The sequence below is a fragment of the Pseudomonas sp. SWRI154 genome, from assembly GCF_014268645.1.
Taxonomy (GTDB): domain Bacteria; phylum Pseudomonadota; class Gammaproteobacteria; order Pseudomonadales; family Pseudomonadaceae; genus Aquipseudomonas; species Aquipseudomonas marvdashtae.
The window spans coordinates 57948-75379 of sequence record NZ_JABWQW010000017.1 but is presented as its reverse complement, the minus strand read 5'-3'; the positions used below and the strand labels follow the sequence as shown (position 1 = coordinate 75379).

Annotated in this window: 19 protein-coding genes; 9 read left to right on the top strand and 10 right to left on the bottom strand. The window is 60.8% G+C overall.

The window, feature by feature from the left end; genetic code table 11:
• Positions 1 to 3 precede the first annotated feature (3 nt).
• The 3 genes from HU806_RS16485 to HU806_RS16475 all read right to left on the bottom strand — a co-directional run bounded on the left by HU806_RS16485 (position 4) and on the right by HU806_RS16475 (position 3064).
• Complete coding sequence (locus HU806_RS16485; protein WP_186612411.1) at positions 4 to 942, bottom strand: MerR family transcriptional regulator; 939 nt, start codon at positions 940 to 942, stop codon at positions 4 to 6.
• A complete protein-coding gene (locus HU806_RS16480; RefSeq protein WP_186612409.1) occupies positions 942 to 1904 on the bottom strand; it encodes a YbgA family protein in 963 nt (320 codons plus the stop codon). The genes HU806_RS16485 and HU806_RS16480 overlap by 1 nt, the downstream gene beginning before the upstream one ends.
• A gap of 173 nt (positions 1905 to 2077) precedes the next feature.
• On the bottom strand, positions 2078 to 3064 hold the full coding sequence (locus HU806_RS16475) for an NAD(P)/FAD-dependent oxidoreductase (protein WP_186612407.1): 987 nt from the start codon (positions 3062 to 3064) through the stop codon (positions 2078 to 2080).
• Positions 3065 to 3260: 196 nt separating this feature from the next.
• Here HU806_RS16475 and HU806_RS16470 point away from each other — a divergent pair, with 196 nt between their 5' ends.
• The gene (locus HU806_RS16470) at positions 3261 to 4160 is read left to right on the top strand and encodes a TIGR01777 family oxidoreductase (protein WP_186612405.1); all 900 of its coding nucleotides are present in this window, start codon (positions 3261 to 3263) and stop codon (positions 4158 to 4160) included.
• A gap of 13 nt (positions 4161 to 4173) precedes the next feature.
• Positions 4174 to 5199 (top strand): ferrochelatase, encoded by a 1026-nt coding sequence (gene hemH / locus HU806_RS16465; protein ID WP_186612403.1) that lies wholly within the window; start codon positions 4174 to 4176, stop codon positions 5197 to 5199.
• Between the two features lie 41 nt (positions 5200 to 5240).
• Here the strand turns inward: hemH and HU806_RS16460 are convergent, their stop codons facing one another.
• A complete protein-coding gene (locus HU806_RS16460) occupies positions 5241 to 6515 on the bottom strand; it encodes a uracil-xanthine permease family protein (RefSeq protein WP_186612401.1) in 1275 nt (424 codons plus the stop codon).
• Positions 6516 to 6517: 2 nt separating this feature from the next.
• A complete protein-coding gene (gene upp / locus HU806_RS16455; RefSeq protein ID WP_186612399.1) occupies positions 6518 to 7156 on the bottom strand; it encodes a uracil phosphoribosyltransferase in 639 nt (212 codons plus the stop codon).
• Positions 7157 to 7318: 162 nt separating this feature from the next.
• Here upp and HU806_RS16450 point away from each other — a divergent pair, with 162 nt between their 5' ends.
• Positions 7319 to 7876, top strand: coding sequence for a hypoxanthine-guanine phosphoribosyltransferase (locus tag HU806_RS16450; protein ID WP_030138595.1), 558 nt, complete (start codon positions 7319 to 7321; stop codon positions 7874 to 7876).
• A gap of 4 nt (positions 7877 to 7880) precedes the next feature.
• Positions 7881 to 8354 (top strand): WbuC family cupin fold metalloprotein, encoded by a 474-nt coding sequence (locus HU806_RS16445; RefSeq protein ID WP_186612397.1) that lies wholly within the window; start codon positions 7881 to 7883, stop codon positions 8352 to 8354.
• Here HU806_RS16445 and dauA read toward each other — a convergent pair.
• The gene (gene dauA / locus HU806_RS16440) at positions 8351 to 10066 is read right to left on the bottom strand and encodes a C4-dicarboxylic acid transporter DauA (RefSeq protein ID WP_186612395.1); all 1716 of its coding nucleotides are present in this window, start codon (positions 10064 to 10066) and stop codon (positions 8351 to 8353) included. The two genes, HU806_RS16445 and dauA, sit on opposite strands and share 4 nt — an antisense overlap.
• Positions 10067 to 10368: 302 nt before the next feature.
• On the opposite strand from dauA, the gene HU806_RS16435 reads away from it, so the two are divergent.
• From HU806_RS16435 to HU806_RS16425, 3 genes are all read left to right on the top strand, one after another.
• Positions 10369 to 10854, top strand: a complete 486-nt coding sequence (locus HU806_RS16435) for a hypothetical protein (RefSeq protein ID WP_186612387.1) — start codon at positions 10369 to 10371, stop codon at positions 10852 to 10854.
• A 61-nt stretch (positions 10855 to 10915) separates the two neighbouring features.
• On the top strand, positions 10916 to 11203 hold the full coding sequence (locus HU806_RS16430; protein ID WP_186612385.1) for a PA4642 family protein: 288 nt from the start codon (positions 10916 to 10918) through the stop codon (positions 11201 to 11203).
• Positions 11204 to 11392: 189 nt separating this feature from the next.
• The gene (locus HU806_RS16425) at positions 11393 to 11854 is read left to right on the top strand and encodes a hypothetical protein (RefSeq protein ID WP_186612375.1); all 462 of its coding nucleotides are present in this window, start codon (positions 11393 to 11395) and stop codon (positions 11852 to 11854) included.
• A 64-nt stretch (positions 11855 to 11918) separates the two neighbouring features.
• Here HU806_RS16425 and mqo read toward each other — a convergent pair whose 3' ends face one another.
• Both mqo and HU806_RS16415 read right to left on the bottom strand, forming a co-directional pair.
• Entirely contained in the window at positions 11919 to 13424 is a 1506-nt protein-coding gene (gene mqo / locus HU806_RS16420; protein WP_186612374.1) for a malate dehydrogenase (quinone), read from the bottom strand.
• Positions 13425 to 14157: 733 nt separating this feature from the next.
• On the bottom strand, positions 14158 to 14391 hold the full coding sequence (locus tag HU806_RS16415) for a hypothetical protein (protein WP_186612373.1): 234 nt from the start codon (positions 14389 to 14391) through the stop codon (positions 14158 to 14160).
• A 206-nt stretch (positions 14392 to 14597) separates the two neighbouring features.
• Between HU806_RS16415 and HU806_RS16410 the strand changes: the two genes are divergently transcribed.
• Positions 14598 to 15182 (top strand): YajG family lipoprotein, encoded by a 585-nt coding sequence (locus HU806_RS16410; protein ID WP_186612372.1) that lies wholly within the window; start codon positions 14598 to 14600, stop codon positions 15180 to 15182.
• Between the two features lie 56 nt (positions 15183 to 15238).
• Here HU806_RS16410 and HU806_RS16405 read toward each other — a convergent pair whose 3' ends face one another.
• Positions 15239 to 15445 (bottom strand): hypothetical protein, encoded by a 207-nt coding sequence (locus tag HU806_RS16405; RefSeq protein ID WP_047229420.1) that lies wholly within the window; start codon positions 15443 to 15445, stop codon positions 15239 to 15241.
• A gap of 376 nt (positions 15446 to 15821) precedes the next feature.
• On the opposite strand from HU806_RS16405, the gene HU806_RS16400 reads away from it, so the two are divergent.
• Positions 15822 to 16103: a hypothetical protein gene (locus tag HU806_RS16400; protein WP_186612371.1), complete on the top strand. Its 282-nt coding sequence runs from the start codon at positions 15822 to 15824 to the stop codon at positions 16101 to 16103.
• Positions 16104 to 16258: 155 nt separating this feature from the next.
• On the opposite strand, the gene HU806_RS16395 is transcribed toward HU806_RS16400, so the two are convergent.
• A complete protein-coding gene (locus tag HU806_RS16395; protein ID WP_186612370.1) occupies positions 16259 to 17425 on the bottom strand; it encodes a 1-acyl-sn-glycerol-3-phosphate acyltransferase in 1167 nt (388 codons plus the stop codon).
• Between the last annotated feature and the right edge of the window lie 7 nt (positions 17426 to 17432).

The window sequence follows — 17432 nt, the reverse complement described above, 5'->3', positions numbered from 1 at the left end:
TGCTCATTGGAAAAGTGCTCTGCGGCTCAGTTCGCGGTGAGCGCAGAGCGGGTCGTCGGCCCAACTGACGTTCATCATCGAGACGCCTGTGGACAACTTGGCGTGATGGATCGATACCGCCGGGCCGGCAATGACGATTGGGCAGTCGATGGCGCTCAGCAGCTTGGGCAGTTGGGAAAGATTCATGGCGTTGCTGGAATACAACAGCACGGCGCGAGCGTTCATACGCTCGGCGGCCAAAGCCAACTCGCCCACAGGCAGGGGACCATCGAATATTTCCACCGGACAATCGGCACTGCTGGCGAGCCAGGCGATGAGCCACAAATGAGGCTCCTGCGATTGCGAGTGATTGACCAGCAGCAACGGCGCCCCATGCAGCTGGCGGTTGTTGTGATGGATCCGGCTGCCGAATTTGCTGCGCAGCCAGGAATAAAAGAATACCTGCTCCATTTGCGCGCCAAACTGGCCTTGCCAACGCATTTGCAATTCGGCCAGCAACGGCAACAGCAGCTGCTCGCATACGGTCCACGGCGGGTACAGCGCCATGGCCTGGTTGACCAGGTCATCGATCTGGCGCTCGGCCAGTTGGCTTATCGCTAACACAAGCGCATGGCGCTGGCGTTGCCAATCGTCTTCCAAGGGTTCGCCGGGCGGCTGCGGTGAGTCGAGCAACGGCTTGATCTTACTCACCGCCACGCCACGATTGATCCAGGTGAGGATGCTCTGGATGCGTTGCACGTGCTCGGGGCTGAACAACCGGTGGCCCTTGGGCGTGCGGTGCGGCACGACCAAGCCGTAACGGCGCTCCCACGCCCGCAGCGTGACGGCGTTGACGCCGGTTCGCCGGGCCACTTCGCGTATGGGAAGCCAGCCCTGCGCCAGTGCCTTGGCAAAGTCGGCGCCGAGGTCTTCGCTGGCGCTGGAGTCGGGTTTGCTGTTCATCAAATGGCGTTTCGCAAACTGAGGTTTTCCGGGTGGGGTTGAAGGTAGGCCTGCTGCGCGAGATAGGCATCGGGATGCCGGCGCAAGTGATGCTTGAGCAAAGTCAGCGGTACCACCAATGGCACGATGCCGAGGCGATACTGACCAATGAGCTCTTGGACTTCCTGCTTGTCCTGCGCATTGATAACGCGCTTGAGGTAGCCGCTCAGGTGCTGGAGGACATTGGCATGGGTGCGACGGGTGGCGCATTTTTTCAGGGCCGCCATCAGCGCGCTGAAATAACGTGGGCCCAACTCGTTGGGGTCGGTCTTGCCCATGTTGCCCAACAGGTTGCCAAGGGCCTTGTACTGAACCGGATTGTGCGCCATCAGCAAGTATTTGTAGCGCGAGTGGAATTCGATCAGGTCGCGTCGGGTGAGGCCGCGTTGGCGGAGCGGTTGCCAGGCGGCATAGGCGAACACCCGCGTCAGGAAGTTTTCCCTCAGGACCGGATCGTTGAGGCGGCCGTCTTCCTCCACCGGCAGGTCAGGATGGCGCTCGCAAAAGGCCTGGGCATAAATACCGCGCCCGCCACCGTCCTGGGGGGCGCCGTTGTGGCCATAGACCTTGACCCGTTCCAGCCCGCAAGAAGGGGATTTCTGCATGAAGATATAACCGCAGACATCGTCCAGCTCGCCGGCCATTTGCTGCCCGTACTCGGCCAACGGCCGGGTCACGTCGAGGTCGCGATTCACTGTTCCCAACGCGTTGGGGTGTTCAGGATCGCCCACCAGCCGGATCGGCTCGCGAGGAATGCCCAGGCCAATGGCAACTTCGGGGCACACCGGGACGAAATCGAAGTATTTGATAAGCGTGCGGCTGCACAACGGCGATTGCTTGTGCCCGCCATTGAAGCGAACTTCAGCGCCCATCAGGCAAGCGCTGACGGCGATTCTGGGTTTGGCGATCGTTTCGCTGGGCATGGGCTACCTCTGATGAGTAAATCTTGTACATGTTTTACTTTCTGTACAATATTTTCATCATAGGTCCGAATGCGTGCATGTCAACCGGGAATTACGCAGTGAGGCGCAGTGGAAACGTTCGCAGAGGGGCTGCTGTCTGACTCGACAGCAGCGAACAGGGCAGGTGACGCGATTTACTGAAGGCTGGCGTGCAAACGACGGGCGGCCTCCTGGCCACTGAGCCAGGCCCCTTCGACCCGGCCGGACAAGCACCAGTCGCCGCATACATACAAGCCCAGGTCGGCATCGGCCAGCGCTCCCCATTCATGGCTGCCGGCGGGGCGAGCGTACAGCCACCGATGAGCCACGCTGAAGCTCGGCGCGGGCATCGCGCTGTGCAGCAGTTCGGCGAAGGCGCCGTGCAGGTGTTCGATGACGGCTTCCTTGGGCATGTCGATGTGCTGGCGACTCCAGTCGCTGGTGGCGTGCAGCACCCAGGTATCGAGCTGGGTGTCGCGCCCCGGCTTGCTGCGGTTGCGCGCCAGCCAGTCGAGGGGACTGTCCTGTACGAAGCAGCCTTCCATAGGCGTATCCAGCGGTGTTTCGAAGGCCAGTGCCACGGCCCAGGTGGGGTCCATCTTTACCCCGGCGGCGACGCCGGCCAACTTCGGCACGGCCGCGAGCAATGCCGTGGCCTGGGGCGCAGGCGTGGCAATCACGACTTGGCCGAAGGGGCCGTGGGTAAATCCTTCCGCATCCTGTAAATGCCAATGTTCCTGGCCGCGAAACACTTCCGTGATGCGGCAGGAAAACTGCACCTGCAGGTCGCCAAGCAGGGCGCGGGTAATCGCACTCATGCGCGGGGTGCCAACCCAGCGGGTCTGCTCGTCGGGAGAGGGGCTCATCTGCCCGTCCTGGAAATGATAGAGCTGCGGATTCCATTCAGCCGCCCAGCCGTTGGCTTGCCAGCGCTGCACTTCCGTGACGAAGCGCCGGTCGCGGGCGGTGAAGTATTGCGCGCCCATATCCAAGGCGCCGGCGTCGCTGCGTTTACTCGACATGCGTCCGCCGCTGCCGTGGCTTTTATCGAAGAGTTGGATGACGTGCCCAGCCTCCGTCAGGGCCTGGGCGGCTGATAAACCGGCGATGCCGGTGCCGATGATTGCGATAGGTACAGTCATGAGGGCCTCGTTTACCTTTCTGTACAGACTACGCCGTCGTTTAATCCTGTACAATTTTGGTTTTTGGTATAAGTTTTACCGTTCGCGTTTTGGCAGGTTGTCCTATTGTTTAAGCACAGACCCTGTCCGATATGAAAATGCCTACTTATAAAAATAGACTAATGGGCCGGGTAAAACGCGATGCGAGGAACACCTCATGCACATATTGCTGACCGGCGGTACTGGTTTGATCGGACGTCAGCTCTGCCGGCACTGGCTGGAGCAGGGACACCGCTTGACAGTATGGAGTCGTCGACCCGAACAAGTGGCAGGAATCTGCGGAGCGCAGGTGCAAGGCATCGCCAAGCTCGACGAGATTGGCGAGCCGGTCGATGCGGTGGTCAACCTGGCAGGCGCGCCCATCGGCGATCGGCCTTGGACGCACAAGCGCAAGATGTTGCTGTGGAGCAGCCGCGTCACGCTGACTGAGGTGCTGCTCGCTTGGCTGGAGCGTTGCGAGCAAAAGCCACAGGTGTTGATCTCCGGTTCCGCCGTGGGCTGGTACGGCGACGGTGGCGAGCGAGAATTGACGGAGGAGTCGGGGCCGGTCAGCGAGGATTTCGCCAGTCAGTTGTGCATCGCCTGGGAAGAAACCGCACAGCGAGCCGAGGCCATGGGCATACGCGTGGTGCTGATTCGCACGGGTCTGGTCCTGTCCGCCGAGGGCGGCTTTTTGTCGCGGCTGTTGCTGCCGTTCAAGCTGGCGCTGGGCGGGCGTATCGGCAATGGACGGCAGTGGATGCCATGGGTTCATATCGACGATCAAATCGCCTTGATTGATTTTCTTCTGCACCGCAGTGACGCCAGCGGTCCTTATAATGCGTGTGCGCCGAACCCGGTGCGCAACCGAGATTTTGCCAAGGCCCTGGGGCACGTATTGCGTCGCCCGGCCGTGGTGCCGATGCCGGAGCTGGCGCTGAAAATTGCGCTGGGTGAGTTGTCATTGCTGTTGCTGGGCGGCCAGCGCGCCACGCCGGCCCGATTGCAGGCGGCGGGTTTTTCATTCCGGTTCACTGATTTGCCTGCGGCCCTGGAAGATTTGTCGGGTCGCCTTTGAAATAGGACGTTGCATGACCGATCACGCGTTGCTTCTGGTGAATCTGGGTTCGCCTGCCTCCACCTCGGTGGCCGATGTGCGCAGCTATCTCAACCAATTCCTGATGGACCCGTACGTCATCGACCTGCCATGGCCGGTGCGGCGGCTGCTGGTGTCGTTGATCCTGATCAAGCGCCCCGAGCAGTCGGCCCACGCTTACGCGTCGATCTGGTGGGAAGAGGGCTCGCCGCTGGTGGTGCTCAGTCGCCGCTTGCAACAGGCCATGACCGCCCAATGGAAGCAGGGTCCGGTAGAACTGGCGATGCGTTACGGCGAGCCGTCCATTGAATCAACCCTGGCGCGCCTGGCGAGCCAGGGTCACAAGCGCATCACGCTGGCGCCGCTGTATCCACAATTTGCCGACAGCACCGTCACGACGGTCATTGAAGAAGCCAAGCGGGTCGTGAGTGAGAAGAAGCTCGATGTCGATTTTTCGATTCTCCAGCCTTTTTATGATCAGCCGGAATACCTCGATGCGCTGGTTGCCAGCGCCAAGCCGTACCTGATGCAGGATTACGATCACTTGTTGCTGAGTTTCCACGGCCTGCCGGAACGGCACCTGACCAAACTCGACCCCACGGGTTTTCATTGCTTCAAGGACGCCGATTGCTGCAAGAATGCGCCGCCGCAAGTCATGGCGACGTGTTACCGCGCCCAGTGCATTCGCACCGCCGAGCTGTTCGCCCAGCGCATGGGATTGGTCGATGGCAAATGGTCGGTGTCGTTCCAGTCGCGACTGGGTCGCGCCAAGTGGATCGAACCCTATACCGAAGCGCGCCTGGACGAGCTGGCCAAGAGTGGCGTGAAGAAAATCCTGGTGATGTGCCCGGCTTTCGTCGCCGATTGCATCGAAACCCTGGAAGAAATTGGCGACCGCGGCCGCGAGCAGTTCCGCGAAGCGGGAGGGGAGGAGTTGGTGCTGGTGCCGTGTCTCAATGACGATCCGCAGTGGGCGCAGGCGTTGAGTACCTTGTGCGAGCGAGCGCCGATCGCGCTGTAGCCTGTACCTGAGATGGGGCCCCATCTCAGGTACAGATAGATTTACAGCAGCGGCTCATCCGCCTTCTTCTGCTTCCAACCATCGTTGCCCGGCAAGATCAGGTTCAGCGCAATCGCCACCACGGCGCACAACGCGATGCCTTTCAGGCCGAAATCGTCCGGGCCTGTGCCGGTGCCCACCAGCACGCCGCCAATGCCGAACACCAGCGTCACCGAAACGATCACCAGGTTGCGGGCTTCGCCCAGGTCGATCTTGTGGCGGATCAGGGTGTTCATGCCCACCGCCGCGATCGAGCCGAACAGCAGGCACAAGATGCCGCCCATCACCGGCACCGGGATGCTTTGCAGCAGCGCACCGAACTTGCCGATGAACGCCAGGCTGATGGCGAAAATCGACGCCCAGGTCATGATCTTCGGGTTGTAGTTCTTGGTCAGCATCACCGCGCCAGTGACTTCGGCATAGGTGGTGTTGGGCGGGCCGCCGAACAGGCCGGCGGCGGTGGTGGCGATGCCATCGCCAAACAGCGTGCGATGCAGGCCGGGCTTCTTCAGGTAATCGCGACCGGTCACGCTGCCCACGGCAATTACTCCGCCGATGTGCTCGATGGCCGGCGCGAGGGCTACCGGCACGATGAACAGGATGGCTTGCCAGTTGAACTCCGGCGCGGTGAAGGCCGGCACGGCGAACCAGGGCGCGGCGGCGATTTTCGCGGTGTCCACCACGCCGAAATAAAACGCCATGGCAAAGCCCACCAGTACGCCGGAGATGATCGGCACCAGGCGGAAAATACCTTTGCCGAACACCGCCACGATCAGGGTGGTGAGCAACGCCGGCATCGAGATCAGCATCGCGGTTTGATAATGAATCAGCTCGGAGCCGTCGCCAGCCTTGCCCATCGCCATGTTGGCGGCGATCGGCGCCATTGCCAGGCCGATGGAAATGATCACCGGGCCGATCACCACCGGCGGCAGCAGCCGATCAATGAACCCGGTGCCCTTGATCTTCACCGCCAGGCCCAGGAACGTATAGACGAAACCCGCCGCCATGACGCCGCCCATGGTCGCCGCCAGGCCAAATTGGCCCTTGGCGAGGATGATCGGCGTGATAAAGGCAAAACTCGACGCCAGGAACACCGGCACCTGGCGCCCGGTGACGATCTGGAACAGGATCGTCCCCAGGCCTGCCGTGAACAGCGCCACGTTCGGGTCCAGGCCGGTGATCAGCGGCATCAGCACCAGCGCGCCAAAGGCGACGAAGAGCATCTGTGCGCCGGACAGCACTTGGCGCCAGAGCGGATCGTTGAATTCGTCCTGCATGCTCAAGCGTCCTTCTGCTTGGTGCCGAAGATCTTGTCCCCGGCATCGCCCAGGCCTGGGATGATGTAGCCGTGCTCGTTGAGTTTCTCGTCGATGGACGCGGTGTAGATGGTCACGTCGGGGTGGGCATCTTCGACGGCCTTGATGCCTTCGGGCGCGGCGACCAGCACCATGGCGCGGATGTCCCGGCAGCCGGCTTTCTTCAACAGGTCGATGGTGGCAACCATCGAGCTGCCCGTGGCAAGCATCGGGTCGATGATCATCGCCAGGCGCTCATCGATTTCCGGCACCAGTTTTTCCAGGTAGGTGTGCGCTTGCAGGGTCTGTTCATTGCGAGCCACGCCGACAGCGCTGACCTTGGCGCCCGGGATCAGGCTGAGCACGCCTTCGAGCATGCCGATGCCGGCGCGCAGGATCGGCACCACGGTGATTTTCTTCCCGGCTATTTTTTCCACTTGTACCGTGCCGGCCCAACCGGCGATCTCGTAGGATTCCAGCGGCAGGTCCTTGGTGGCTTCGTAGGTGAGCAGGGCACCGACTTCCTGGGCGAGCTCGCGGAAGTTCTTCGTGCTGATGTCTGCGCGGCGCATCAGGCCGAGTTTATGTCTGATCAGCGGGTGGCGGATCTCGAGGATGGGCATGGGGAAGGCTCCGGCGGCGGGCAAAAAAACCGGCCTAGATTAATCTATCCGAGGGTGTTGTCCTATAGACAATACAGAACGTTAGTCCACAAACGCTTGATCTGGCCGGGCGGGATGCGTACCTTTGCCGGCTTTTCCGAACTGCCACCCCTGGAGAGCGCTATGTCCGCTGATCTCGAGCATATCCGTCAAGTCATGCGAGAGGCTGACTGCCTGTACACCGAAGCTGAAGTCGAAGCGGCCATTGCCCGTGTCGGTGCGCAAATCAACGATCAGTTGGCCGAAAGCAATCCGGTCGTGTTCTGCGTGATGAACGGCGGGCTGATTTTCTCCGGCAAGCTGCTGACCTACCTGAACTTCCCGCTGGAAGCGTCCTACCTGCACGCCACCCGTTATCGCAACGAAACCAGCGGCGGCGATCTGTTCTGGAAAGCCAAGCCGGAAGTCTCGTTCATCGACCGCGACGTGCTGATCATCGATGACATCCTCGACGAAGGGCATACCTTGGGCGCGATCATCGATTTCTGCAAACACGCCGGTGCCCGTGCGGTACACACCGCCGTGCTGATCGACAAGGACCACGACCGCAAGGCCCGTCCTGATCTGAAGGCCGATTTCGTCGGCTTGCCATGCATCGATCGCTACATCTTCGGCTACGGCATGGACTACAAAGGCTACTGGCGCAACGCCAACGGTATTTTCGCCGTCAAAGGGATGTAATCGAATGACTCGGCCGGCCTTTCTGGATCAAGCCTTGTTCGATGAACTGGCCGAGAAAGCCGCGGCCAGTCCTCGCGGGCGACAGCACCATAATTTCCATGAGATGGATGAACCGTGCCATCGCATGGCGGTTGGCTTGCAACCGTCTACCTACATCCCGCCGCATCGCCATTTGAGCGCCGACAAGGCGGAAAGCCTGCTGGTGCTCAGGGGCCGGCTCGGTGTGTTGATTTTTGACGAAGCCGGGACGGTGGTCGACAAGCGAATCCTCCAGGCCGGCGGCGATTGCCTCGGTGTCGACCTGCCGGCAGGCGTGTACCACGGCCTGGTGGTGCTCGAAGCGGACAGCCTGATGTTTGAATGCAAGGCCGGCCCTTACCGGCCCGTCCGCGACGGCGAACTGGCCCACTGGGCGCCGCGCGAAGGCGAAGCGGGCGTGGCGCAGTACCAAGCCTGGATGCGCGCCCAGTTCGACTAGGCGGCGAGCCATTTCTCGCTCTTGACCCGCGCCTGTTCCAGGTTCTGTACATACACCAATTGACGCTGTTCGCGATGAACCCCCGCGCGGCGCAGCTTCAGGCGCACCCGTGGGGCTGTTCCCACCAGGATCAGGCCGATCCCCTGCTTGCGATAATCGCGCAGGATATTTTCCAGCGCGACCAGGGCAGTCATGTCCAGCATCGGCACGGCGCTCATGTCCACGATCACCACCCGAACGCCGGGATCGAACCGGCGCAATACGTCCAAGGCTTTTTCCGCCGCGCCAAAAAACAGCGGCCCACGGATGGCGTAGCAACGAACGTGTTCGGGCAGGTTCAGCAGGGCATGGTGGGCATGGCGTGGCAACTCGGCGCTGTCGGTCAGTTCGCTCATGCGCTTGATGAACAGCCCGGCGGCCAACAACAGTCCGACAGCGACGGCCAGCACCATGTCGAACAGCACAGTCAGGCTCAGGCAGGTCAGCAGAACCAGCACGTCGCTGCGCGGAGCGATACGCAGCGTATGCAGCACGTGCCCGGCCTCGCTCATGTTCCACGCGACCATCACCAGCAGCGCCGCCAAGGCAGCCATGGGCAAATAACTGAACAGCGGCGCCAGCAGCACAATCGCCACCAGCACCACCAGGCTGTGAATGATCGCGGCCAGCGGTGACGACGCGCCACTGCGCACGTTGGTGGCGCTGCGGGCAATGGCGGCGGTGGCGGTAATGCCGCCGAACAGCGGGGCGACGAGATTGCCCAGGCCCTGGCCTATCAGCTCGGCGTTGGGATCGTGTTTGCTCCCGGTCATGCCGTCCGCCACCACCGCGCACAGCAGCGATTCGATGGCGCCGAGCATGGCGATGGCGAAGGCTGGCGCCAGCAACTGGCGGAGCAGGTCATAGGACAGGATCAACGGCCGGCCTTGGCCATCCGGCAGATTCCAGGGCCAGTCGAAGCTCGGTAAGAATGGCGGAATGCCGGGGTAGGTGACGCCATCGACGATATAACTGAAGCGTTCGCCCAACGTCGCGATCGGCCATCCCGCGCGTTCCATCGCCAGACCCAACAGTGTGCCCACCAGCAACGCCACCAGATGCCCAGGAACCCGTGGCACCCAACGCGGCCAGGCAATCAGCACCGCCAGGCACACGGCGCCGATGACCCCATCGCCAAGGCGGGCACTGGGCAGCGCCACGATCAATTCGCCCAATTGCTCGATGTAGTGTCTGGCGTGGCCTGCGGTGCTCAGGCCCAGCAAATCCTTCAGTTGCAGGGTCGCGATGACCACGCCGATGCCTGCGGTGAAACCGAGGATCACTGGATAAGGAATGTACTGGATCAATCGCCCCGTGCGCATCAGGCCCAGGGCGATCAGGATCAGGCCGGCAAGCATGGTGCACAACAGCAGGCCGCCCAGCCCGTATTGTTGAGTGATAGGCAGCAGGATGACGACGAATGCCGCCGTTGGCCCGCTCACGTTGAAGCGCGAGCCGCCGGTGAGGGCGATCAGCGGCGCTGCCACCAGCACCGTGTACAGGCCATGTTGCGGCGGTACGCCAACCGCTATCGCCAGGGCCATGGCCAAGGGAATGGCGATAATACCGACGGTCAGCCCGGCCACCAGATCGCCGCGCAGGCGTTCCAGCGTGTAGCCGGCACGCCAGGCTTGGCGCCAGGCGGAGAATAACGGAGGGGCGGAGAAAGACATGAATACTCCTCGCAAGGGGGGCTGGCACTGGCCCCGTGGCGAGGGAGCTTGCTCCCGCTCGGTGGCGCAGCCGTCGTAAAACCGGTTGACGCGTTCCGTCTGGGGAATCGCGTCAGGCTTTTTGGGGCTGCTGCGCAACCCAGCGGGAGCAAGCTCCCTCGCCACAACGGCATCTGTTCGGCGCCGGGACTGATGGCACATCGAGTATGCCGCGCCCGCTGCCCGGATGTATTGATCCGGGTCGCTTATTTTTACCGTCCGTGCGCATGCTAGAGTGCCCGCCCAAGACTCTGGAGCTTGCCATGCGTGTATCGATCCGCCGCTGCGCCACTTTGCTGTTGATATCCAGCCTGCCGTCCATGGCCATTGCCGCGCCGATGCACAGCCAGTTCCTGCCTCCCGATGATCTGGTGGCGCGCCAGGAACAGCCTGAACAACAGCAGTTGCTACAAGTCACCGAGTACTCGGTGGTGCTGGGCAACCAGCGGCCGTCCAACCAGCAGCCGATTCCGGTCACATCGCCGTTGATGGTGCGCCTCAAGGGCAAGCCTTTGAACAAGGGGGCCACCATCAGCCAGGTGATCCTCAATTTCGACGGTGAAAGCAAAAGCCTGAAGAAGCCGGCCTACGACGAGGCGAGCAAGACCCTGACGCTGTCTTATCCACAGGCCCAGTACCGGGTGGTGATCGATCTTTTGCGCAACGACACGGTGTACGTACAGTTTCTCAGCTATGCCAACGGCCATATCTGGGCGGACCTGCACACCGGTGCCGAACGCCCGCGTTGAGCCCCGGGGCCTGCGGGGGGTAAACTTCCCGCCCCGTGAATTGTGCGAGTTGGAGCCGGCAATGCGTAAAGACAAGAAACAAGTGATTGGCGACGAAATTGGCGATGAGCAGATCAAGCAGTTCCTCAATTTCGAACCGGTCGATGCCACTTCGCCGTCGTTGCACAAGCTGATCAAGGCCTATCGTGGGCTGCGGGTCAACGATTTCGAGCGCTTCCTGACGTTTTTCGTCGAGGCCGGCCATGATCTCGACGGCAAGGATGAGCACGGCAACGATTTCGTTGCGCTGATTCAGGACCAGCGTAATGCCGAGGAATATATTGAGTTGATCAAGAAGGCGCGTGGTTAAGTGCGTTGAAACCAAGTCAACGCTCTTCGGAGCGTTGAATGTTCCGACGGCAGGTTGCACCTGGCTTCTTTCATATAACCCTGAAAGGTTATGTCACCATTCGGGCTGTTTTGTTTTATTCGTTTTTCCATTACTTTGCGTTAAGCCAGTTGGCTTTGACGTCGTTATTTAAATGGAAATCTTATTATCATGGAAGATCAAAAAAAGTGTATCGCTGGGGCGTTGCTGTCCTGGGTAGCGTGTTTTGCAAGTTCAACTTCCTGGGCGCGGGACGAAATCGTCAACGTCGAAATCTACAACGCAACAGCCGCTGCCATTGTTCCCGGCAGCGATTTTTCATGGACTCAGAATCCGCTCAATGCAGGCCACAGCTTTTCGATAAGTCCGGGTGAGAGCCAGGAGCTGACGTATTACCTGCCTCAATCGCGCGCCGAGCGGGAGGCCTTTAGCTATACGCAAGGCAGCCGCACCTGTCATTTCAGCTTTGGGCATGTCGCAAGGGAATCGAGCGGTGCTGAAGAAACAATGCCTTATCGTCGCTGGGCCAAAGCGGAACCGACGGATTCCTGTGTCGCTGAGCTGCTTTATGTTGAAGATGATGACGATTATGTTCGTCACGGTGGAACACGCATCAAGTTCAGCATGAACTAATATCCTCGAGCCATAAAAAAGCCTCCCATGTGTATGGGAGGCTTTTTTATATTAACAGCTGGGGTCAGGCGTAACTTTGAGTCCTGCTGTCTTCAACCAGTTCCAGCGCAACGTTGTTTTGCGCGCTGACCTTGCGATACAGCGCCGCATCGGTTTCCAGCACTTTTTCCCGGGCCGGGAAGATCTCCGCGAGCTTGGCGGCCCACTCTCCCTTGGCTTTTTCCGGGAAGCAGCGCTCGATCAGGTCAAGCATGATCGAAACGGTCACCGAAGCACCCGGCGAGGCGCCGAGCAGGGCGGCGAGGGTGCCGTCCTTGGCCGCCACCAGTTCGGTGCCGAATTGCAGGACGCCACCTTTCTTCGGGTCTTTCTTGATGATCTGCACCCGTTGGCCGGCCACTTCCAGGCGCCAGTCTTCGGCTTTCGCCTCGGGGTAGAAGCGACGCAGGGATTCCAGGCGTTGTTCCATCGACTGCATCACTTCGCTGATCAAGTACTTGGTCAGGTCCATGTTGTCCCGGGCCACGGCCAGCATCGGGCCGATGTTGCCGGCGCGTACCGACAGCGGCAGGTCCATGATCGAGCCGTGCTTGAGGAACTTGGTGGTGAAACCGGCGTAGGGCCCGAACAGCAGGGATTTCTTGCCATCGACCACGCGGGTGTCCAGGTGCGGCACCGACATCGGCGGCGAGCCTACCGCGGCCTGGCTGTAGACCTTGGCCTGGTGGTGCTTGACCACTTCCGGATTGTCGCAACGCAGCCACTGGCCGCTGACCGGGAAGCCGCCGAAGCCCTTGCTTTCCTCAATACCTGAAGCTTGCAGCAGCGGCAATGCCGCGCCGCCGGCACCGAGGAACACGAATTTGGCATCCACTTCACGGGTGTTGCCGCTGTTGACGTCCTTGATGCTGACGGTCCAACCGCTGCCGTTGCGCTTGAGGCCGGTAACGCGCTTGCAGTACTTGATCTGGGTGTCCGGTGCGCTGCCCAGGTGCTGGAGCAACTGATTGGTCAGGGCGCCGAAGTTGACGTCGGTACCGTTCATGACACGGGTGGCGGCGATGACTTCGTCAGCCGGGCGGCCGGGCATCATCAGTGGCATCCATTCGGCCATCTGGTCACGGTCTTCGGTGTATTCCATGTCGGCGAAAGCGTGATGCTGGCGCATCAGTTCGAAGCGCTTCTTCAGGAACTCCACGCCTTTCTCGCCCTGCACGAAGCTCAGGTGCGGCACCGGGGCAATGAAGGATTTCGAGGAGCCAAACGTGCCTTTCCTGGTCAAGTACGTCCAGAACTGCTTCGACACTTCGAACTGGGTGTTGATGTGCACGGCTTTCTTGATGTCGACACTGCCATCGGCGGCCTGGGGCGTGTAATTGAGCTCACACAGCCCGGCGTGGCCGGTACCGGCATTGTTCCAGGGATTGGAACTCTCCGCGGCACCCGAGTCCATCAGCTCGACGACTTCCAGCGAAATCGCGGGGTCGAGCTCCTTGAGCAGCACGGCCAGGGTGGCACTCATGATGCCGGCCCCTACCAGAACTACATCGACTGCTTCGTTATGCGCCATTTAACGCGTCTCCAAAATCTGCAGCACCAAATTGTCGGCATAGCGGCCAGGAAGCGGGGCAGGTCAGTTGCGCCCCAGGTATCCATGGCCAGGATCGCCATGTCCGAATCTTCGCAATTCTTCGCAACACTGCGGATGCATGCAGCCTGGCCTCAAGAGTCCCATGAACTCATTTAAGCGCCGGGCAGGCAATTCGACTTATGGCCGAGACATCCGTTCGTGCAACCAAATCCGTAGCGGACAGGCTTCAGGCGCCGGTTCTTGAGCGATATCCGGTCCTGTGTCGTTGGGCTGTTCCAGACGCCAATGGTGCTTGTTCAGACGCAAAACTCTTCATTTGCTCGCCACACTCTTGTGAAGTTGTGAAAACCCGTTTTTTCACGCTCTTTTGAAGACGTGAACCTCAAAAAAGGGCTGTCCCAGCCTGGCACCGTGCCCGGTTTGGTTGCCCCCATGAAGTACATGACAGGCAAAACGGGCAGACAGCTCAGTGACCGAGCGTAATGACAGCTCTGCAGATTCGTGAAAAGTGGTGATTTGCCAGGGAACAGCAAGCGCGCCAGCTTCACTCGATCTGTGTGGGCGGCTCTCTGTGGGCGGTGCGGGGTGCCAATACAAGCGCATCAGCGGCGTTGCGGGGCCCGATCAGGAGACGTCCTTATAATCGGGGGGAGATTGTAGCGAAGAAACGCGTGGAAATGGTCGTGTTTTATGACTTTTATTAGCCTCGCGGTCAGACGGCCAACAGTTGCCGGCTGCGCGAACGAGCGCGAGGGGCTTGTACCAAGGCGCTGGCGGGCAATGGCTGATGCAGCCAGTTGAGACGGATCTCTTCGATTTCCACCCAGCCATCGCCCATGGGCTGCAAGCTGCATTGCTTGAATGCCTGGCAACGACCGGTGCGGTCCAGCAGAGCAAAGCAGCGGTGATGTGGGCGTGGGGTGAACAGCGAGATCAGATAGCGCATGGTCGGATACCGTGTCGAAGGAGCTTGGGGACAGCCTGACAGCCGGCCATGACACAGCGGTGTAAGGACCATGACAACGGGGTGACAGGAACCGTCCGGCATGGCCCATGTCAGACTTTGCAGTATTCATGCTGCGACGCTAGTTCGCCGCGATGGCGCACCGCTATACTGCCGGCCTGTCTGTGCCCGATTCTGGAGAGAAAAGCATGTTGCAACGCCTGTTGTTCGGTTTGATCGCCGTGACCAGTCTGACCCTTGTCGGCTGTGCCCACAGCCCGCAACAACTTAACCCGGAACCCAAGCTCAACGCCCAACTGGCGCCGGTGGGTCGGGGCCAACCGGTGGTGGTGCGAGTGGTGGACGGTCGTCCGTCGCCAACCCTTGGCACGCGCGGTGGCCTGTACCCTGAGACCAGCGTAATCACGGTGCAGGGCGCGCAGATCCTGCCGAAGTTGCAGGCCCAGGCCGAGGCAGCCGTGCGCTTGCTGGGCTTCACGCCCACTGCGAACGCAATGAACGCGCCGCAACTGACCGTGACCCTGGCCGAGCTGAAATACCAGTCGCCCAAGGAAGGCATGTACGTCACCGAAGCGACGATTGGCGCGACCTTCCGCTCCGACGTGCAGAACGCCAGCCGCCGCTATAGCGGTCGCTACGGTGCTTCGCTGGATCAACGCTTCGGCATGGCGCCCAACCAGGACACCAACACCAAGTTGGTCAGCGATGTATTGAGCGACGCCCTGACCCGTCTGTTCAAGGACCCGACCATTGGTCAAGTGCTGGCTGAGTAAGGCTGCGTCCCGAACGAAAAAGCCCGCATAAGCGGGCTTTTTTGTCGGCGCGATTTTCATGCGGCCTGGGAATAGAGTTCCAGCACGCTGATCCCGGTCAACAGATCGGTTTCGGGAAGGTCAGCATGTTGATGACCGCCGAGGGCGCAATACACCAGCCAATGACGGTCTTGCACGTTGAAGGACAAACTGCCGACAAGGTTCTGTTGTTCATCGCTCGGGCTGATGAGATAGAGGCGGTCCTGGTTTTCGGCGTGCAGCATGACGGATTCCGTGTGGGTTTGGAGGGCGACAGGGTGGCCTATCCATATGACGAAACCGTGACGTGAAGAATTAGAAGGTTTGCACTTGGTCTTGTGGCGAGGGAGCTTGCTCCCGCTGGGCCGCGAAGCGGCCCCAAAACCTGCCAAATGCGGAGCATCAGACACACCGCACCCGCCGGCTTACGACTGCTTCGCAGCCGAGCGGGAGCAAGCTCCCTCGCCACGGTCCATCATTTTTCTTAAGTGAACCGCATTGCGGGCATTGGGATCGTTATTGGTCGGAAAAAGCGGCGCAGGGCGGCGGGCTTTCGGTAGAATCCGCGCCCTGTTCGTAGGTCCCCGGGCGCCAGGCGTCCGTTTTCCCTTGAGGTTTGTGATGTCGTTGCAACTGTTCTCGTTGTTCGCTGCCCACCCCGCCAAACTGATCAACCTGCTCGCGCTGCTGTTTGCCTGCCCAGGTGGCTGGGTGCTGCACGCGACGCGTCGCCGCGAACAGCGGGCGCGGGCCTGTCTCGAAGCGCGTAGCAGCGAAAGCAACGAACGATTCGAAGCGCTGCTGGACCTGGCCACCCAGCGCATGAACCGGTTTTTCTACCGGTTCGGTTTTGCCTGCCTGGGGTTGGCACTGCTGATGTCGTGGATCAGCACTCAGCTCTGAGCACAATCGATGACCACTGCTTTTGTGGCGAGGGAGCTTGCTCCCGCTGGGCTGCGTAGCGGCCCCCTCGGAGCACAAACCGTTTTGCGATTGCTGCGCAATCGAGCGGGAGCAAGCTCCCTCGCCACAAGGTTCGGTGTCGTCCTTGCGCGGATTTAAAGCGCCAACCCCGCCTTGACCCGATACTGATTGCGCACCGGCGTCGCGTATTGCAGCACCAGGAACGGTCGGTGTTCCTCCGGGCAAGCGTCCAATCGGCGCTGCCATTCTTCTTCAGCCTTGGCCAGTTCCTCGGCGCCGAATACCTCGGCCGCCGTCGGCACCTGCAACTGCGGGTCGGCATCGGTCCATTGGGCGTAGGCCAGGTAGTGCACCGGGAACAGGCGATAGCCGCCGAGAATCTGCCGGTCCATCTCCAGGGCCAACTGCTTGGTGTCCTCGAACAACTCGCTGATCGGTGGGGCGAAATTCACGTGGACCCGGCCCTTGTAGCCGGTGATGCCCTTGGCGATGCTGACGTCGTCCTCGCCCGGCGCCTTGGTGTACGTGCCGGTCGTGGCGCGGATGTACAGTTCGCGGGCCTTGGCCTGGTCGCACGGGTCATACTCGTAGCTGATCGACACCGGAGTGAGGTTCAGCGAGCGGATGACTTCGCCGAACGGCTCGTCCTTGCGGCTCATGTGGAACATCTTGAGGATCGCCGATTCGGTGCGATCATCCCCATCCTTGGCGCGGCCCTCGGCCTGGGCGATCCAGATCGACGCGCAATCGTTGCGAATCGAGTGGTTGATGTACGCCGACAGCAACTGGTACGCCGCCATTTTTTCCCGGCGCCCGGTGATGGAGCGGTGCACGATGAAGCTCTTGTTCAGGCGCATCAGGTCGCTGACAAACGGCTTCTGCAACAGGTTGTCGCCGATGGCAATGCGCGGGGTCGGCAGGCCGGCGTGGTACACGGCGTAATTGACGAAAGCCGGGTCCATCACGATGTCGCGGTGGTTGGCGATGAACAGGTAGGCGTTGCCGGACTTGAATTGCTCCACCCCGGTGTACGTCACGCCATCGGTGGCGCGTTCGATGGTGTGATCGACGTAGAACTCCACTTTGTCCTGCAAGGTGGCGACCGATGTCACACCGGCGAACTCTCGACGCAATTTCTGCGCTATAAGAGGTTTGAGCATCCAGCCAAAAGCGCCCGCCAGGCGCGGGAAGCGGAAGTGGGTGAGGATATCTAGAAACGCCTTGTCGCTGAGCAGCCGCGCCAGCACCGCTGGTACTTCGCTGTCGTCGTAAGGTCGGATGGCATCGAATTCGCCCATCATGCTCTCT

Bases quoted from the DNA above. Each gene is read 5' to 3' on its own strand.
- HU806_RS16485 (WP_186612411.1), bottom strand. From the start codon at position 942: ATGAACAGCAAACCCGACTCCAGCGCCAGCGAAGACCTCGGCGCCGAC.
- HU806_RS16480 (WP_186612409.1), bottom strand. From the start codon at position 1,904: ATGCCCAGCGAAACGATCGCCAAACCCAGAATCGCCGTCAGCGCTTGC.
- HU806_RS16475 (WP_186612407.1), bottom strand. From the start codon at position 3,064: ATGACTGTACCTATCGCAATCATCGGCACCGGCATCGCCGGTTTATCA.
- HU806_RS16470 (WP_186612405.1), top strand. From the start codon at position 3,261: ATGCACATATTGCTGACCGGCGGTACTGGTTTGATCGGACGTCAGCTC.
- hemH (WP_186612403.1), top strand. From the start codon at position 4,174: ATGACCGATCACGCGTTGCTTCTGGTGAATCTGGGTTCGCCTGCCTCC.
- HU806_RS16460 (WP_186612401.1), bottom strand. From the start codon at position 6,515: ATGCAGGACGAATTCAACGATCCGCTCTGGCGCCAAGTGCTGTCCGGC.
- upp (WP_186612399.1), bottom strand. From the start codon at position 7,156: ATGCCCATCCTCGAGATCCGCCACCCGCTGATCAGACATAAACTCGGC.
- HU806_RS16450 (WP_030138595.1), top strand. From the start codon at position 7,319: ATGTCCGCTGATCTCGAGCATATCCGTCAAGTCATGCGAGAGGCTGAC.
- HU806_RS16445 (WP_186612397.1), top strand. From the start codon at position 7,881: ATGACTCGGCCGGCCTTTCTGGATCAAGCCTTGTTCGATGAACTGGCC.
- dauA (WP_186612395.1), bottom strand. From the start codon at position 10,066: ATGTCTTTCTCCGCCCCTCCGTTATTCTCCGCCTGGCGCCAAGCCTGG.
- HU806_RS16435 (WP_186612387.1), top strand. From the start codon at position 10,369: ATGCGTGTATCGATCCGCCGCTGCGCCACTTTGCTGTTGATATCCAGC.
- HU806_RS16430 (WP_186612385.1), top strand. From the start codon at position 10,916: ATGCGTAAAGACAAGAAACAAGTGATTGGCGACGAAATTGGCGATGAG.
- HU806_RS16425 (WP_186612375.1), top strand. From the start codon at position 11,393: ATGGAAGATCAAAAAAAGTGTATCGCTGGGGCGTTGCTGTCCTGGGTA.
- mqo (WP_186612374.1), bottom strand. From the start codon at position 13,424: ATGGCGCATAACGAAGCAGTCGATGTAGTTCTGGTAGGGGCCGGCATC.
- HU806_RS16415 (WP_186612373.1), bottom strand. From the start codon at position 14,391: ATGCGCTATCTGATCTCGCTGTTCACCCCACGCCCACATCACCGCTGC.
- HU806_RS16410 (WP_186612372.1), top strand. From the start codon at position 14,598: ATGTTGCAACGCCTGTTGTTCGGTTTGATCGCCGTGACCAGTCTGACC.
- HU806_RS16405 (WP_047229420.1), bottom strand. From the start codon at position 15,445: ATGCTGCACGCCGAAAACCAGGACCGCCTCTATCTCATCAGCCCGAGC.
- HU806_RS16400 (WP_186612371.1), top strand. From the start codon at position 15,822: ATGTCGTTGCAACTGTTCTCGTTGTTCGCTGCCCACCCCGCCAAACTG.
- HU806_RS16395 (WP_186612370.1), bottom strand. From the start codon at position 17,425: ATGATGGGCGAATTCGATGCCATCCGACCTTACGACGACAGCGAAGTA.